The 16,760-nt window shown below is 42.2% G+C and carries 13 protein-coding genes; 2 read left to right on the top strand and 11 right to left on the bottom strand.

What is annotated here, in order from left to right; genetic code table 11:
• Positions 1-12 precede the first annotated feature (12 nt).
• Positions 13-1,638, bottom strand: a complete 1,626-nt coding sequence (locus HEQ19_26470) for a hypothetical protein (protein WYM02492.2) — start codon at positions 1,636-1,638, stop codon at positions 13-15.
• Positions 1,595-1,807, bottom strand: a complete 213-nt coding sequence (locus HEQ19_26465; GenBank protein WYM02491.1) for a hypothetical protein — start codon at positions 1,805-1,807, stop codon at positions 1,595-1,597. The genes HEQ19_26470 and HEQ19_26465 overlap by 44 nt, the downstream gene beginning before the upstream one ends.
• Before the next feature lie 593 nt (positions 1,808-2,400).
• Between HEQ19_26465 and psaA the strand changes: the two genes are divergently transcribed.
• Both psaA and psaB read left to right on the top strand, forming a co-directional pair.
• Positions 2,401-4,659: a photosystem I core protein PsaA gene (gene psaA, locus HEQ19_26460; GenBank protein ID WYM02490.1), complete on the top strand. Its 2,259-nt coding sequence runs from the start codon at positions 2,401-2,403 to the stop codon at positions 4,657-4,659.
• 110 nt (positions 4,660-4,769) lie between these two features.
• Complete coding sequence (gene psaB / locus HEQ19_26455; GenBank protein WYM02489.1) at positions 4,770-6,995, top strand: photosystem I core protein PsaB; 2,226 nt, start codon at positions 4,770-4,772, stop codon at positions 6,993-6,995.
• A gap of 549 nt (positions 6,996-7,544) precedes the next feature.
• Here psaB and HEQ19_26450 read toward each other — a convergent pair.
• From HEQ19_26450 to HEQ19_26410, 9 genes are all read right to left on the bottom strand, one after another.
• Positions 7,545-8,159 carry a Uma2 family endonuclease gene (locus HEQ19_26450; protein ID WYM02488.1) on the bottom strand — a complete coding sequence of 205 codons (615 nt, stop codon included), beginning with the start codon at positions 8,157-8,159 and terminating at the stop codon, positions 7,545-7,547.
• A 476-nt stretch (positions 8,160-8,635) separates the two neighbouring features.
• Positions 8,636-9,892, bottom strand: a complete 1,257-nt coding sequence (gene csx2 / locus HEQ19_26445) for a TIGR02221 family CRISPR-associated protein (GenBank protein WYM02487.1) — start codon at positions 9,890-9,892, stop codon at positions 8,636-8,638.
• 18 nt (positions 9,893-9,910) lie between these two features.
• The gene (gene cas6 / locus HEQ19_26440) at positions 9,911-10,207 is read right to left on the bottom strand and encodes a CRISPR system precrRNA processing endoribonuclease RAMP protein Cas6 (GenBank protein ID WZI67029.1); all 297 of its coding nucleotides are present in this window, start codon (positions 10,205-10,207) and stop codon (positions 9,911-9,913) included.
• Between the two features lie 221 nt (positions 10,208-10,428).
• On the bottom strand, positions 10,429-11,160 hold the full coding sequence (csm3, locus tag HEQ19_26435; GenBank protein WYM02486.1) for a type III-A CRISPR-associated RAMP protein Csm3: 732 nt from the start codon (positions 11,158-11,160) through the stop codon (positions 10,429-10,431).
• Positions 11,161-11,700, bottom strand: a complete 540-nt coding sequence (csm2, locus tag HEQ19_26430) for a type III-A CRISPR-associated protein Csm2 (GenBank protein ID WYM03640.2) — start codon at positions 11,698-11,700, stop codon at positions 11,161-11,163.
• Positions 11,669-14,089: a type III-A CRISPR-associated protein Cas10/Csm1 gene (gene cas10, locus HEQ19_26425; protein WYM02485.1), complete on the bottom strand. Its 2,421-nt coding sequence runs from the start codon at positions 14,087-14,089 to the stop codon at positions 11,669-11,671. Before cas10 ends, csm2 begins: the two co-directional genes overlap by 32 nt.
• A gap of 123 nt (positions 14,090-14,212) precedes the next feature.
• Entirely contained in the window at positions 14,213-14,518 is a 306-nt protein-coding gene (locus HEQ19_26420; GenBank protein ID WYM02484.1) for a CRISPR-associated protein Csx3, read from the bottom strand.
• Positions 14,518-14,778, bottom strand: coding sequence for a hypothetical protein (locus HEQ19_26415; protein ID WYM02483.1), 261 nt, complete (start codon positions 14,776-14,778; stop codon positions 14,518-14,520). Before HEQ19_26415 ends, HEQ19_26420 begins: the two co-directional genes overlap by 1 nt.
• A gap of 636 nt (positions 14,779-15,414) precedes the next feature.
• A complete protein-coding gene (locus HEQ19_26410; protein ID WYM02482.1) occupies positions 15,415-16,740 on the bottom strand; it encodes a VCBS repeat-containing protein in 1,326 nt (441 codons plus the stop codon).
• Positions 16,741-16,760: the final 20 nt, after the last annotated feature.

The raw sequence follows: 16,760 nt of genomic DNA, 5'->3' as shown, positions 1-16,760 counted from the left end.
TACGCTTTATCGCTAAACATTCGGTAATTCCATTGCTTCAGCTTCTGGTTTTACCGTTGGCTTTGGTGCTGGTGTCGTTTCTGGTGACGGTGTAATTACTTCCGGCGCCGGTGTCTCGATAATTTCCGGCGCTGGTGTCGTTTCTGGTGACGGTGTAATTACTTCCGGCGCCGGTGTCTCGATAATTTCCGGCGCTGGTGTCACTACAGGTGTTGGCGTAATAACTTCCGGCGCTGGTGTCACTACAGGTGTTGGTGTAATAACTTCCGGCGCTGGTGTCGTTTCTGGTGACGGTGTAATTACCTCCGGTGTTGGTATAATAACCTCCGGTGCTGGTGTCACTACAGGTGAGGGCGTAATTACTTCTGGCGCTGGTGTGTCTATAATCTCTGGTGTGGGAGACACACTAGGAGGCTGAGGAACTTCTTTTTCCTCAGTTGCTTCAGGTGTCGGCGCAGTGGGTTCCGGTGTGGGAGACACACTAGGAGATGGTACCACCGTTGGCTGTTCTAATTTTGGTTCTTCTGGCTGTTTTGGTTCAATTGTTTGTGTTTTAGGTTCTTCTAGAATCTCAGTCTCTGGAATTGGCTGTTTTTCTTCTTTAATCTGTGGTTCTGGTGTTTTTTCTACTTCAGGAGTTGCGGTAGGTTCCGGCGTGGGTTCAGTCGGTGGTATCTTGACGATGTAATTTGGATCTACAATACCTCGCACCTCATCGGCGGTGAGTTCTCCTCTGACAATGCGCGAGAGTGTGTCTTTACCGTTCGGCTGATAGTTTATGACTCTAACTGTGGAGTTAAAGACATTTTTCACAGGGTTTCCCTGATTATCGAGAAATTCCAGCTTGATCCAGTTTTTCCCTGGCTTAAAGCCTTTGAGATAAACTGATTGCCAGCGATCAAATACAAAGCTTTCACCATTAATTGTAGTACGGATGCGCCAATCACTAATTTCGTCTTTGGGGTTATTTTCAGCCGCGATGTGTAGTGGGGCGTTAGTGAGGTAAAAGTCTAGTAAAATTGGTTCAGCGCCGTAATCACCTTTAGGACGGCTATAGGTTAGCAGGGGTAAGGTGGGATCTGGATTATTGTCGTCGGTTTTGGTGAAAATGTGAAATGTTGTTTGGGCATAAGCGCCTTCATTTTTAAAGCTTTCATGCCAAGGACGGGAAGCAAAAACTCGTAGGGTATGGGTACCTGGGGACAAATCTGGTAAAACCAGGGGCTGATTCAGGTCGTAAACGGCTATATATGGTTCGTTATCAAGAATTACGTGTAGATGAGGACCTAGTTCAAATTCAGGGTTCTGAAATATTGGTAAGTCCTTAACCTGAAAGCTGACTGTCACCTGACGGTCTTGCAAAACCTCATCTTTTTGAGGTGTAACTATAGTTACCTGTGGTTGATAAACTTCCAACGCTCGACGCAATTCTTGGATTGTAGCTGGTGGTGACACTTCCGAAAATTGCTGGGAAATTGGTGGTTGGGTTTCTTTGTAGCTAACAGATACATCCTGACTGACAGCTTTTTCTCCACAACTGGTCAAACTCAAGACCAGTAAGAAAGTCATTAGCCATCTGAAAATTGCGAACCTCCTAGGGAGGAGATTTTCTAACACCATATTCTGCCAAGACTTCATGGGTTCCACTTACTGATAGTTTTAAACTACTGCCAGATGATTGTGGATCAAACTGTCCATAGGGAACAATAGCGCAAAAGCACAAATTTGCTTGACATTCGGTGAGATTCGCTTTGTATATATCAGAATATTTGGCGAAATTAGTGAACTGCGCGATTGACCAAGCCAATTTTAGATTTTAGATTTTAGATTTTAGATTGTTTCGGTCCCTTGCAGGCCCCTTGTGTGCCTAACAAATCCAAAATCCAAAATCCTCGAGCAAGGTACCCTTGTGGTCGGGGTCAATCCAAAATCCAAAATCCAAAATCCAAAATCGATTGACCTGACCTACTCTGCGGGCACATTCGTAGAGAGAGTAGGATGCCAAAAATCTGTGGTTTATCACGACTCAAATCCCTAACACCCTACCCACAACATATCTTGAGTGTGACACCTGCGTAAATCTTGGGTTTATTTGCGGCGACTTAGATACAGTCAAAGTATAAGTTTAACCAATTGTTATAGTTTGTAAATAAAATGAATAACCTATTGACTTTTTGACCATCGCTTTGCAATTAAAAGGCAGAGCAGACAATTATTCCAGGAAGTTTGAATTATTGTTAACATATGTCGAAGAAGGTACAAGTTAAGACCCTATAATTCAACAGAAACAAACTTCCACATCGGGTCTTGATCGCTGCCCCAGTCAAATCCTGGAGGATGCGACTAAGGATAACTTTGTGGTTCCATGATTCCTCATTCCTTATCTAGAGAGGAGGTCGAATGACGATTAGTCCTCCGGAGCGAGAGGAGAAAAAGGCAAGAGTCATAGTCGATAACGATCCCGTTCCTACCTCGTTTGAGAGATGGGGACAACCCGGACACTTCGACAGATCCTTAGCCAAAGGTCCCAAAACCACCACATGGATTTGGAACCTCCACGCTCTCGCCCACGATTTTGATACGCACACGAGCGATTTAGAAGAAATATCCCGCAAGATATTCGCTGCACACTTCGGCCACCTAGCCGTAGTAGCGATCTGGTTGAGCGGGGCTTTGTTCCACGGCGCGAAGTTTTCCAACTACGAAGCTTGGTTAAGCGATCCGCTGAACGTCAAGCCTAGTGCCCAAGTGGTTTGGCCTATCTTTGGGCAAGACATATTGAATGCTGATGTCGGCGGTGGCTTCCACGGCATTCAAATCACCTCTGGCTTATTCCAAGTATGGCGGGGCTGGGGTATTACCAGTTCATTCCAGCTATACGTCACAGCCATTGGTGGCTTGGTATTAGCAGGCTTGTTCCTGTTCGCTGGTTGGTTCCACTACCACAAGCGCGCTCCCAAACTGGAATGGTTCCAGAATGTGGAGTCGATGCTGAATCACCACTTGCAAATATTGCTAGGTTGTGGTTCCTTGGGGTGGGCTGGTCACTTAATTCACGTGTCCGCACCAATCAACAAGCTATTGGATGCAGGGGTAGCCGTCAAAGATATACCCCTACCCCACGAGTTCATCCTGAACTCATCCTTGTTGACAGATCTGTATCCCAGCTTTGCCCAAGGTTTAGCACCATTCTTCACGCTGAACTGGGGTGTATATTCTGACTTCCTCACCTTCAAGGGAGGTCTAAACCCCGTAACAGGCGGGTTGTGGATGACAGACATTTCCCATCACCACCTGGCGATCGCTGTTATCTTCATCATTGCTGGTCACCAGTACCGTACCAACTGGGGTATCGGTCACAGCATTAAAGAAATCCTCGAGAATCATAAAGGCCCCTTCACTGGTGAAGGTCACAAAGGTCTTTATGAAAACCTGACCACATCTTGGCACGCTCAATTGGCAACTAACCTTGCCTTCTTGGGTTCGTTGACCATCATCATCGCGCATCACATGTACGCGATGCCCCCCTATCCTTACTTGGCAACTGACTATGCTACCCAATTGTGCATATTCACTCACCATATTTGGATTGGCGGCTTCCTAATCGTTGGTGGCGCTGCTCATGCTGCCATCTTCATGGTGCGGGACTATGATCCTGTTGTTAACCAAAACAACGTCCTGGATCGAGTAATTCGTCACCGGGATGCGATTATCTCTCACCTAAACTGGGTGTCTATTTTCCTAGGCTTCCATAGCTTTGGACTGTACATCCACAACGACACAATGCGTGCATTGGGTCGTCCCCAAGACCTGTTCTCCGATACAGGTATTCAGTTGCAGCCAGTGTTTGCTCAGTGGGTACAAAACCTGCACCACTTGGCACCTGGTACAACCGCACCTAATGCCCTCGAACCTGTGAGCTATGTATTTGGCGGCGGTGTTCTGGCTATTGGCGGTAAAGTGGCAGCAGCAGGTATTCCTTTGGGTACAGCTGACTTCCTGGTTCACCACATCCACGCCTTCACAATTCACGTCACAGTCTTGATTCTGCTCAAGGGTGTGCTGTTTGCCCGCAGTTCTCGTCTGATTCCAGACAAAGCAAACTTGGGCTTCCGCTTCCCTTGCGACGGTCCAGGTCGTGGCGGCACATGTCAAGTGTCTGGTTGGGACCATGTGTTCCTCGGACTTTTCTGGATGTATAACTCCCTATCTATTGTGATTTTCCACTTCAGTTGGAAAATGCAATCGGATGTTTGGGGAACAGTAGACTCAGATGGTGTAGTGTCTCACATCACGGGTGATAACTTTGCCCAAAGTGCCATCACCATCAACGGCTGGTTGCGTGACTACTTGTGGGCACAAGCTTCACAAGTAATCAACTCCTACGGAAGTGCGCTGTCTGCCTACGGACTGCTTTTCTTAGGCGCTCACTTTGTTTGGGCATTCAGCTTAATGTTCCTGTTCAGTGGTCGCGGCTACTGGCAAGAACTAATTGAGTCGATTGTTTGGGCACATAATAAACTAAAAGTAGCACCAGCAATCCAGCCTCGCGCTCTGAGCATCACTCAAGGTCGGGCTGTAGGTGTGGCACACTACCTCTTAGGAGGAATAGCCACCACCTGGGCATTCTTCCACGCACACATCCTTTCAGTAGGGTAGGGAGCGAGAGTTATGGGTCAAGAGTGATGAGTATTTAACTCCTAACTCTTAACTCCTAACTCGTAACTCCATTAGCTAATGGCTAAAGGTCAGAGGAATTATCAAAACCTATGGCAACGAAATTTCCAAAATTTAGCCAGGATCTCGCACAGGATCCGAGTACTCGTCGGATATGGTATGCGATAGCTACAGGAAACGACTTTGAAAGCCACGATGGCATGACGGAAGAAAGTCTTTACCAAAAGATTTTCGCCACCCACTTCGGTCACTTGGCAATCATCTTCCTGTGGGCTTCCAGCCTCCTGTTTCACGTAGCCTGGCAAGGTAACTTTGAAGAGTGGATCAAAGATCCCCTGCATGTTCGCCCCATTGCCCATGCGATTTGGGACCCCCACTTCGGTCAACCTGCGATCGAAGCATTTACCCAAGCTGGTGCTAACGGTCCGGTAAACATTGCTTACTCTGGTGTCTACCACTGGTGGTACACCATCGGTATGCGGACAAACAGTGAACTGTACACCGGTTCAGTATTCCTGTTGTTATTCGCATCTGTGTTATTGTTTGCTGGTTGGCTACATTTACAACCCAAGTACCGTCCTAGTCTGGCTTGGTTCAAGAATGCTGAATCTCGCCTAAACCACCACTTAGCAGGTTTGTTTGGCGTTAGCTCTCTGGCTTGGGCTGGTCACTTAATTCACGTTGCTATCCCCGAAGCTCGCGGACAGCACGTAGGTTGGGACAACTTCTTGACCACCGCTCCTCACCCAGCAGGCTTGACACCCTTCTTTACAGGTAACTGGGGTGTTTACGCTCAAAACCCAGACACTGCTGGACATTTATTTGGGACTTCCACCGGTGCGGGTACAGCGATTCTCACCTTCTTAGGTGGCTTCCATCCTCAGACAGAAGCCCTGTGGTTGACTGATATAGCTCACCACCACCTGGCGATCGCCGTCCTGTTCATTGTTGCTGGTCACATGTACCGTACCAATTTCGGTATTGGTCACAGCATCAAAGAAATGATGAATGCCAAAACCTTCTTTGGCAAACCTGTTGAAGGTCCATTCAACCTGCCTCACCAAGGCATTTATGACACCTACAACAACTCCCTGCATTTCCAGTTGGGTTGGCACTTAGCTGCATTAGGTGTCGTCACCTCATTGGTAGCGCAACACATGTACTCTCTGCCATCCTATGCGTTCATCGCTAAGGATTACACCACCCAGGCAGCACTGTACACCCACCACCAATACATCGCCATCTTCTTGATGGTTGGTGCTTTCGCCCACGGGGCTATCTTCTGGGTTCGTGACTACGACCCCGAACAAAACAAAGGTAACGTACTCGACCGTGTGCTACAGCACAAAGAAGCGATTATCTCCCACCTCAGCTGGGTATCTCTCTTCTTAGGCTTCCACACCCTTGGCTTGTACGTCCACAACGACGTAGTAGTTGCTTTCGGTACTCCTGAAAAGCAAATCTTGATTGAGCCAGTATTTGCTCAATTCATCCAAGCTGCTAGTGGTAAAACACTATACGGCTTAGACACCTTGCTGTCTAACCCCGATAGCATCGCTTACACAGCCTACCCCAACTACGGCAACATTTGGTTAAGTGGCTGGTTAGAAGCCATTAACTCTGGCACCAACTCCCTCTTCTTAACAATTGGCCCTGGCGACTTCTTGGTACACCATGCGATCGCCTTAGGTCTGCACACCACCACCTTGATTTTGGTCAAAGGTGCTTTGGATGCTCGTGGTTCCAAGCTGATGCCCGATAAAAAGGACTTCGGCTACGCCTTCCCTTGCGACGGTCCAGGCCGTGGCGGTACTTGCGATATCTCCGCTTGGGACGCCTTCTACCTGTCTCTGTTCTGGGCATTGAATACAGTAGGTTGGTTAACATTCTACTGGCACTGGAAACACCTCGGTATTTGGCAAGGTAACGTTGCTCAGTTCAACGAAAACTCCACCTACCTCATGGGCTGGTTCCGTGATTACCTCTGGGCTAACTCCGCTCAGTTGATCAACGGTTACAACCCCTACGGCGTGAATAACCTGTCTGTCTGGGCTTGGATGTTCCTGTTTGGACACCTAGTTTGGGCGACCGGCTTCATGTTCCTCATCTCCTGGAGAGGATACTGGCAAGAGTTGATTGAAACCCTGGTTTGGGCACACGAACGCACTCCTCTAGCTAACCTAGTTCGCTGGAAAGATAAGCCCGTTGCTCTGTCCATCGTTCAAGCTCGTGTAGTTGGTCTAGCTCACTTCACCGTCGGCTATGTCTTGACCTACGCCGCCTTCCTCATCGCCTCCACTGCTGGTAAGTTCGGTTGATCTGGCTAGTAGTTATGTAGATGAGTAATCAAAATCCCCCGCCACTTGGTGGGGGATTTTTTTTGTCTTAATCGTCTGCGTGAGTGGAAGTCACAATTCATCTTGCACACAAACAAAGTCTTCCTGCCCAAACATTTATTGTAGAGTATATAAATTTATACTTGATTAGTATAAATGATTACTGGTGAACCTGGATGTCATTTGAAAGCAAAGCATGATGTAGAAGATCCCTATAGAGCAAATTTGGGTATTCCTAATTGCAGCCCAGCAACCAGATGCAGAAAAAGCTATAGAACAAGTTATTTTACAGTCAAAGTTAAATGAAAGAATTATAGAACCTCAAGATATTTCAAAATTCTTGGAATTCATCAATGATAAGCAGTCTAATCTGACTTTAATTCCTGGCGTTAAGGATGGATATGCAAAACTAATTTCAAATAATCGTCCTTATACTTCCCAAGAAGATATGCAGAAAAAGCTAGGTGCTAAACGATCTTTAAATTGGCTGCGAGCATATAAGCAAGTATAAATAAAAAACGTTTGCCATATCTATGCTGCCAAAATTTGGTCAACTGTCAGCAGCATTTCGGGAAAAGTCCGCGATACAATCTTATCAGTACCTCGGTAGGCAGTGGATTGATAAACTCCATGCTCATCAAGTAGGTAAACAAAAACTGTTGGGACTTTGGGATTACCTAAATAATTGCGACTACCGATAGCTAAATAATCTACAATCCAGTATTCGCATATACCCAGGCGTTGATATTCATCCAGCTTGTCGATGTAATCATCTTCCCAGTTTGTGGATACGACCTCTACCGCTAATTGCAGAGGTTCGTGTAGCGCTGAGTAAGCACTCAAATTAGTGTCCCAAATTGTTCTATCTACTACACTCACATCAGGTTGACGACCCTGTTCTCGACCTTCTGGGGTCACTGTCTTAATTACTATTCGACCAGACACTCTATAGTTGAGATTGAATTGTCTAACTTCTGCTTTAAAGGAATCGCCAAGAAATTCGGCTACATTATCATGCTTCCTGGTGGCTAATATCCTCATAATTTCTCCGTTCACTAGTTCATAGCGACCCTCCTCATCTGGGAGTTGTTCTAAAAATTGCTCAAAGGTGAGTTTTTGTTTGGGTTGGTTTGCAGCTAGGATCATAGTCAAATCAGAGTGAGATGACAGGGGTTATAGTTTCAGCATACTGGATGTGGGGAGATGGTGGGGAGTGTAGGTGTAGCCCATCGTAAACTTATTTTCAGATACAAAAACATATACTATACTAATTAGTAACTTACGCTGTTTGGGTTGAATAGAAAGAGCGATCGCACTGTTACATATTCTTTTTTTCACATATTACAGCGATTTTCAGGTAAATGAACCACATTTTTATATCTCACGCAAAGGCGCAAAGGCGCAAAGGAACAAAGAAATACAGATATCCGCGTGTGGTCTAAATACCTGAAAAGTGCTGTAATCACCAGATGATTTCCATGTTGATGGACTGAATTTTAGAATCACGAGTAACCAAGGGTAGATGCAAATAAAAAAAGGATAATACTTGAGTTTAGGGAGATGGTGGCGAGCGATCGCTTTTCTTTGGTAGTGGCTAAACAGTGCTTAGATTATAAAAATATTCACTCAGTAGATACTCGTTCTGGTAGTAGTTCCTGTCCAAGTTTTTGCAATTGCGGGTAAAGTGATACAGCCTTCTGCTTGAGTTTTGCTGCGGGTTGAGGGTTAAGATTCATGCCTACATGTGCAATATCATTACGTAGTTCAATCATTTGACTCCAAACTTTGACAAATTCATTTGCTTGTGGCAAAGCTGCAAATTTATCATCGCAACGACTAGGAGTAATAGGATGCGGTGAAGATTTAGTCTTTTCAAGGGCATTATTTATAGCATCTTGCACATACTTTCGACTATTTTTGTTATCAAACATTCGCTCATCAAACTTCAATACCAATATAGAAATTAACCATTCACGCGCTAGAGTTACTGCTTGTACAACTCTATCTCGCTGAATGTACCACTCAATCATTTGTAACTGTAACCATAAATTTTCAGCTAATGCTGCTTGGTCAGTTGGATCTTCCAGAGCAAATTGTCCATACTCTTTAACAACTCTTTTTGACAATAATGAAAATGGTTTAGCACGTTCAACAAAGCTTGGCTCTGCTTGTTTTAATATTTCTTCTAACTTAGTAGCTGATTGCATTGTTTCAATTGGCCGAGTTACATTCAAAGCCAATGAAATATTTTCAATACTTTTAGCAGTTTTTTCTAACTGACTTCTTAATGGTCTACTAGCAGGATTGTCTCGAAGTTCAATGCTGGATGGGATAGCAGTTTTGAGTAAATTTGCCAGTGCTTGTCCATCTCCTATTTCTACAAAACGTTCTGTTGCTGTAATCCAATCAATCATAGATACAAATTCTGATAAATCAATGACTGGCGCTATTCCATTATTGGAAGCCTTTAATTCCGATGCTCCATAGTAAATAGCTTTAATGGTAATATTTTTGGCTGCTTTAAGATATGCCGCAAACAAAAATACTAAAAATGGTAAAGAACGTAACCCATGAGTAATATCAAATATTACATGATCGTTTTCATTTACATTTTGAGTAATTATTTTAAAAGTTTCCCACATTTGTTCATTGGTTTCACCGATAGGTATATCAACTGCTTGTATGCGCTCATCTTCTAGTCTTTCTAAAATAGGAAAAGTTGTTTTTTTAGCCTCACTTGTGACACAAACCAACATAGAGTCATAATTGCAAAACTGATGTAAAGCTTCTGCAAATACTTCTCCATCATAATTTTTACCTTCAAAAATATAAGTAGTTTTCTGTGGTTTAATTCCTAAAAATGTAATAATTATTCTCATGATTATCTCCTTGATGTATTAATGAATTAATGTCTGACCCATTCCTAACCGTGTCTTCATCCCCGTCCCAGCAAACCGCGCATATTGAACTAACAAATGAGCCACATTCGCCAATAAAGGATCTGCACGGTGCAAAACTTGTAGCGTGACATCGCCAACAAAGCCATTGACATAACCTTTATGTAATTGCCAACTGCGCGTTTGAATTTTGTGATTTTTGAGTAAAATAGCATTGCTAAGGTAAGCAATTAATTCATCACTTCCCAAATAGACAGGTGCAAAATGATTCCAGCGTTCTAACCAACTGCGGAACATTAATGTGGGTAAGGGTAGAGGTAAATTTGCTTTACCCTGAGCAAAAGTAGGGTTCTTGCGTACTTAACGTGCTAAATTTTTAATTACAGTCGATAACTTTGTTTTAAAATCAAGGCTTACAGGCGCTTATAGCCAAAATTTTAATCATCAGACCTAAAAGGCAGTAAATAATGGCTGTCATCTTATCCCAGCAAGGAGTTCAAGCTTATTTTTCAACATATTTAGCACGCTAAGTACGCAAGAACCGCTTCCACTGTATAAACTAGCTCAAAATCAAATTCTGCTCCTGCTGGTACTCGTTCAATTTGACGGGGATTTGCTGCTGCTGTTACCCGATCCAAACCGTTTTCCCATTTCCATTCGGTCATGTATAAACCTGTGTCAACTCGCTCTAGTTTTTTAGCTGAGTCTTCACATAAGCGACAATCTCGTACAATGATTTTTGCTGGAGAGTTACGACCTCTGACAATTTTGCTATATTCCACTCCATCAGAAAATATTTCGGTAACGTATTGGTCATTTTGCTTAACTCTGTCTAAATTTTCGGTTATTGCATCTGTTGTTTTTACCCAAAAATTAGAACCACCTGTTGAGCCAAACAGTCTACTAATAGGACAAGTTCGCGCTCCTTCATAATAAATTCTAATTCTTTGTTGATCGATTTTAAATTCGGTATATCCATCAACTAAATCATCACTTTCATAACGATAAGTATCCCGACTTCCAGCACGATTTAAAGGCTTGTTGTGAACTCGTTCTAAAAGAGAGCGAAGTTTTCCTTTTATAGAAGAACCAGGTAAATAAGGATATTGGGTTATCGGGTCACGCGCTACTGGTTTATCTAATCCCCCGATATCCATTTTGCCTTCACCACCTCCAATATGTAACCCAGTCTCTACAACAAGAATTCCTTCGATGCGGAATTTACCAAGTAATCGTTTCTGTGAGAGCATTTAATTATTCCTATTTAACTTATTTGTTTCAGCAGCTTTGTGATAAGCAATGATAGATTCGATTAAATTTACTAGCCGATAAAAATCAGGTGTGTCTTTGACTCTATCTATCGCCTCTGAAAGCACATCATTTAATGGCTTAACTGGATTTGTTCTTTCATTATCTTTGCGGGCAGTAGCATATGCTAATTTAGGTTTAAGCAAAACTACCTCTGTTTCAATAGTCGAAAATCTTTCATCTTTGTCTTGAGCCAGTTTGACTTTGAGACGATTAACTGCATCTAAAAATTTACGAATTTGGTTTGTTTTTAATCCTATTTCTTGCAGATATTCTCCCAATTCTTTGGCTTGATCGACCAAACAGCGAATTTCATAGTTTCGCAATTCTCCATCTTTTAAAGCCTTGATAGTTTGAATCATCTTTTGGTCAGCGGTGAGTTGCATTTGTGCCTCCGACCGTTTTTGTGGTGTTTCAACTGCTTTAGCTGGTAGAGACTTAGGCTCTGGTTTAGGGTTTATTTTTTTGATTGGTTGTGTCATTGGTTTGAGTACGATTCAATAGTTCAATCCAAGTAGCAATAGCCTGAAAATAACGTGCATTGTAAGGACTAATTAACGATTTCCGAATTGGAATAAAATCATCGTTATTTAGTATGTTAGGACGTAATCTACCTAAAGCATAGGCTATTTTAGGTAAGTGTAAATAATAACGAATATCATCAATTTCACCTTGATATTGCTGTTGTTTGCGTTTATTTTGAATTTCTTGAATCTTCTGCTCCTGCATTTGAGCAGTATCTAAAAGATTCCTAACAAAACTGCGAGTATAATTGATTTCAATCTGCTGTTCTTGTAGTTTCTTCACAAATGGGAAGATACCAAATAAATCAAGCATTATATTTGTTGCCAAATATTCTCTGATTTTATTATCGAAAATTTCAATATCTGAAACATTAATATTTTCTGCTCCTAACCACTCACTCCACTTGAAGGCTTGTCCAAATAGCCCTAAACTATCTCTACCATTGTCTTTAGCTTTATCCTCAGCCTCACCTGATGATTTCGCAGCTTGATAAAGCGGGAATTTAATATCCTCAATGCTAATCCCGCCTGATATCGTAATATCTGGATTATTACCTGTGTAAGCGCGGAAGCATTGGTAAACATCAAAGGCAAATTCTACAATTTCATTCCAAGCGCCACTAATGAATAAATCATCACCACCAGCGTAAATAAATAGTAACTTATCCCGGTTATCTTTAGTTAAATATTGAGCATTGTTGAAAAATTTAATATTTCCCAGTTCTCGATGCTGTATAAAATTATCATAACGCTTTTTTGCCAAACTGTTGAGGTAAACCTTAAAAAAATAACTCATTTGACGTGAAAGTCCAGCCAGTCTTGGTAAAGTTTGATTTTCACCTAATCCTTTTGCAAATATTTGTCCTAGTTTGTCAACATCCATTCGCAAATAGCCAACTCTGTTAACACCTTTTGCTTTTTTTGCCATTTCACCAGCACGCATAAAGCCTTTAGATTCTTCTGCATTATCTTGATCTTCTTCACTCTGCTTTCCATAGTTACCTAGTAATAATGGAGAAACATTTTGGAAATGCTTGAACTGATAATGTTCTAAATTCCAATCATTGACTAATAGAACTAAATCAGAATCTGGAACTATAGGTTTCCATGTTTTGAACAAATGATAATGAATATTGACAGCAGGAGACTCACCAATCTCAGAAAATTTAAATGACAGTGTAGGTAATTTACTTCCTACGTCTTCGCTTTTTGAGCGCACAATTGCTTCCACGCCAAACAAATTACTGCCTAAATCAAACATCCTTCGACAAATTTCACAAGCCAAAACCGAATCTGGCTCATTGAAATTAAGCGGTTTTAATGCTTCTGGTTCTACATCGTCACGATGACAAACGCGACAAGGTTCATGACTGTTACGTGTTGCGATAACATCACTAATCTGATGTTCAGCAAATTTCCGAGATTTATATACAGCTAGATTTTTGGTTGCATTTGACCAATGACAAGCAAATGTCGCACTAGCGATTTCTGTAAGTGGAAACTTTAAACAGTCTAAAGCCAGAAATATTTTACCTTGAAATTCTTTCAAAAGCCATTGATTAAACTGTTGTCTTACCTGAGTGACAATTTTTTTATTTTCCTCATTTGCGGCTGATAAAATATACAAATTACCACCACCAGCATAAATTACATTTGTGAATGGTAAATCGAGTTTATCTAATAATTGCTGTACTACTTCTTCTGTAACTAATTCTAAATAAAAACTTCTTGCTCTTAGCGATTTCAGCGCACCATCAGAAGAAATCGTGTAGATAAATTTTTGAATACCAGATAAATCACCAGCAATTAAACTAATTTCTTCCGTAGGGTTATTAACTAAAGCTGCTGCTACTGCTGCTGTAGCCCTAGCCATGTCTACCAAAGCTACATCTGATTCACCAAAGCTCAGACATGAACCAAATTTCTCTATAATTAACATCAACAGCGAAATATTTTGCCAGTTTTCGCCGAGATAGGGTAAGACTTCATCTCTAATTTGTTTTTGGAAAGCTTCCTGTTGTTTTTCTGTAGGTTCTACATCTAGAGGGTAAGGAATAGTAGGATACTCATGATTCTCGTTTGTTATTGCAATCAGTGGTTGGTAATGTTGCTTATTAGAATCTTGTCCTTTTCCATCAGGTAATTTCACTTTGTCAAATAGCAGGTGTAATGTTCCAACACTCATGTCTTGAGTCCAACCCAGAATTTTTTTTGCTTTAGTAACTGCTGGATATTCCTCAACAGACTGAAAGTGAGAAACTAGCTGATGATTTGGATCTACCCACTTAACCAGTGTAGCGATCGCCTGTTGAACAACCTGCAGAACAACTTCAGAACTTGTCATCATAAACTCTTATATACATAGATAGACCTTGAACAAGGTAAGGAAATCAGTACGACACATCCTTACCCCCACACAACCCCACCAACAACCGCGCCACAGTCATCACTGAGGGTTAATAACAGTACATCAATCTATTAAGTCTCCCAGTTTATACTCAGGATTATGTGTGATTGAAATCACATATTTACCTAACTTAGGATCAAAAAAAGCAACTGCTCCGTAGATATGAGCAAGTTTATGTGCTAACACAAAAGCTACAGGAATAGAAACAGGTCCATTAATCTTCAGTAGCGGACCTCCCACCAATTCCCCCGACTGCGCCATTTCTTCCAACCGCGCAGCCGCATCCTTGACAATCTGGTCATTTTGGGCAGGTTCGCCGAAATTAATCCGTAAAATCCCTTCTTTTAACTCAATATTGTAGGTAGCCATTATTTCCATCTTCCAAGTGATGCTAATATCATACACGTTACTGGAAAAGGCCTTTTCCAAGGTAAATTATGGTATTGAAGTCCCAAAATTTGTGAACCTTGACCCTTAACCACCTTTACAAAAACCAAATGAAACGCAGCTTTAGTCTTAGTCAAAATACTGAAATGCTTTCTCAAAAGCTTTAATTGCTTTCTCATTTTAGTGTTTTCCGCAAGCAAAAGCTTTAATTGCTTTCTCAAAAGCTTTAATTGCTTTCTCATTTTGGTGTTTTCCGCAAGCAAAAGCTTTGAATGCTTTCTCATTTCAGTAATTTACAGATCCCTGTGGTCTAGTTACAAGCCACATCCTTTTGTGGATGTGGCGGTTCACAAAAACATCACGGGTCGTGTGGAAGCCACTTGGCAATAGATGCGTGGAGGAAACACGCCACGGTTGGTTTTAACAAGCGTGGAAAATGATATAATCAAATTGTGAGTAGGAATAACCATCTACGTGTTGAAGTGTTTTGTAAGGAGTAACCCCTAATTTACCTCGCAAGAGCACAAGTTGCGACTCTGGGTAAACAAGTAATGGGAAAACATGGAGCGTACCTAACTGGCGTTGTGATGGACTCGGAAAACAAAAAAAAGAAAATTTTGCGCAATTGCAATACCTGTGTTATTGGTAATTGTTTTGAGCGTCTAGGGGGATATTTGACTATCCCTTTTAAGCGAGTCTTAAAGAACCTGCGTGTCTTCTCACTCGGGGAGACGCCAAGGGCGAACAGACCGCAGAGTGTCAAAACAAAAGCCAATGCATCTAAATGCATTGGCTATATAGGGGCGAAAATTTAAGCTTAACCGAGCAGCATTGTGACGCACCCTACAAATTGGATATTTTTTTTAATTAGAAGTCCCTTAGACAGTCACCCATTTTCTGACGGGTTGACCATCTGCTCCTATTGTGGGATTACCATCTTCTCCGAGAACGAGTGGAGAAAGCTGATCTGTACTTGCTAAAGGAGTCTTAGTTACTATCGTCCCATCTCCATTGCTTGTCCAAATTTCGTCTGATCCCGTTGCATAATCGCGCCAGTAGATATCAGTTTTGCCATCGTTGTTGTAATCACCAAACGATGCTTTAGCATTTGTAGAAGTAGAGGAGAGGAAAGTTTCGGTAGTAACTGTTGTGCCATTCATCAGCCAAGAAGTATTTGCACCTGTGGCGTTATTGTGCCATAAGATGTCTGTCTTGCCATCGCCGTTGAAATCCCCAATGTTGGATGTCCAGTTGGAGTCAAGTGTCGTCAGTGTCCCTGTAGTGAAGAATATGTTATTAGAGAAAAAAGAATTGGTAGACCAAACGGTATTTTCTCCCGTTTGAGTGTTGCGCCAGAGGATGTCAGTCTTAAAGTCGCCGTTGAAATCTCCAAAGCTATAATTCCAGTTTATATCTTGTGATTGCAACGAACTTTGAGTTACTTGGGTACCATCCATAAACCAAGTGCTGTTTTCACCTGTGGTACTACGCCAGAAAATGTCGGTCTTACCATTACCATCAAAATCGACCATGTTAGCAGTCCAGCTCGTGTCAAGAGTGTCAATCACAGTTGCACTCACAACGGTTGTACCATCCATCTGCCAAATGGCATTTTCACCCGTTGTATTATTACGCCAGAAGATATCAGTCTTGCGATCGCCATTGAAATCCCCAATCAAGGGACTCCATGCGATATCAACGTTGTCTAAAGCAACTGCATTGGCTATTCTTGTGCCATCCATTAACAAAATCTGATTTTCACCGGTTTTCTGATTACGTAACAAGAAATCGGTCTTACCATCACTGTTAAAATCGGCAATTTTGTAAGTCCAGGAAGTCAGGTCAATTTGACCTAGAGAACCCTTGGCTGCAACGGTTGTACCATCCATTTGCCACACTACAACTTCACCGGTTGTCTGATCAACCCATACTTTGTCTGTCTTACCATCGCCGTTGAAATCAGGAACAATCGCCGCACTAGTTAAGTAAGGATTCGGGTTAGGGTTTGATCCGACTGATGGTATCTGTAAATATGGAGAAATCAAGGGTATACTTGGTACTTCAGCAGAAGAACTGCTACGCCCTTGCAACGAAGAAGGATTGTAATTTTCTGTTAATGAGGTACTCAAGCTTGTGCTTGTATTCAGAGATTGGTTATACCAGCTTGTTGTATTGATAGCCAAGGGATTTTGATTTTCAGCCATGATGTGTTTTTATAACTAGT

This window comes from Gloeotrichia echinulata CP02 (genome assembly GCA_038087035.1).
GTDB lineage: Bacteria > Cyanobacteriota > Cyanobacteriia > Cyanobacteriales > Nostocaceae > Gloeotrichia > Gloeotrichia echinulata.
The sequence above is the reverse complement of the archived record's forward strand: the minus strand, read 5'-3'. Positions and strand labels throughout refer to the sequence as shown.

Coding starts and splice junctions, on each gene's coding strand:
- HEQ19_26410 (WYM02482.1), bottom strand. CDS start 16,740: ATGGCTGAAAATCAAAATCCCTTGGCTATCAATACAACAAGCTGGTAT.
- cas10 (WYM02485.1), bottom strand. CDS start 14,089: ATGATGACAAGTTCTGAAGTTGTTCTGCAGGTTGTTCAACAGGCGATC.
- psaB (WYM02489.1), top strand. CDS start 4,770: ATGGCAACGAAATTTCCAAAATTTAGCCAGGATCTCGCACAGGATCCG.
- HEQ19_26420 (WYM02484.1), bottom strand. CDS start 14,518: ATGGCTACCTACAATATTGAGTTAAAAGAAGGGATTTTACGGATTAAT.
- cas6 (WZI67029.1), bottom strand. CDS start 10,207: ATGTTCCGCAGTTGGTTAGAACGCTGGAATCATTTTGCACCTGTCTAT.
- csm3 (WYM02486.1), bottom strand. CDS start 11,160: ATGCTCTCACAGAAACGATTACTTGGTAAATTCCGCATCGAAGGAATT.
- csx2 (WYM02487.1), bottom strand. CDS start 9,892: ATGAGAATAATTATTACATTTTTAGGAATTAAACCACAGAAAACTACT.
- psaA (WYM02490.1), top strand. CDS start 2,401: ATGACGATTAGTCCTCCGGAGCGAGAGGAGAAAAAGGCAAGAGTCATA.
- csm2 (WYM03640.2), bottom strand. CDS start 11,700: ATGACACAACCAATCAAAAAAATAAACCCTAAACCAGAGCCTAAGTCT.
- HEQ19_26470 (WYM02492.2), bottom strand. CDS start 1,638: ATGAAGTCTTGGCAGAATATGGTGTTAGAAAATCTCCTCCCTAGGAGG.
- HEQ19_26450 (WYM02488.1), bottom strand. CDS start 8,159: ATGATCCTAGCTGCAAACCAACCCAAACAAAAACTCACCTTTGAGCAA.
- HEQ19_26415 (WYM02483.1), bottom strand. CDS start 14,778: ATGAGAAAGCAATTAAAGCTTTTGAGAAAGCAATTAAAGCTTTTGCTT.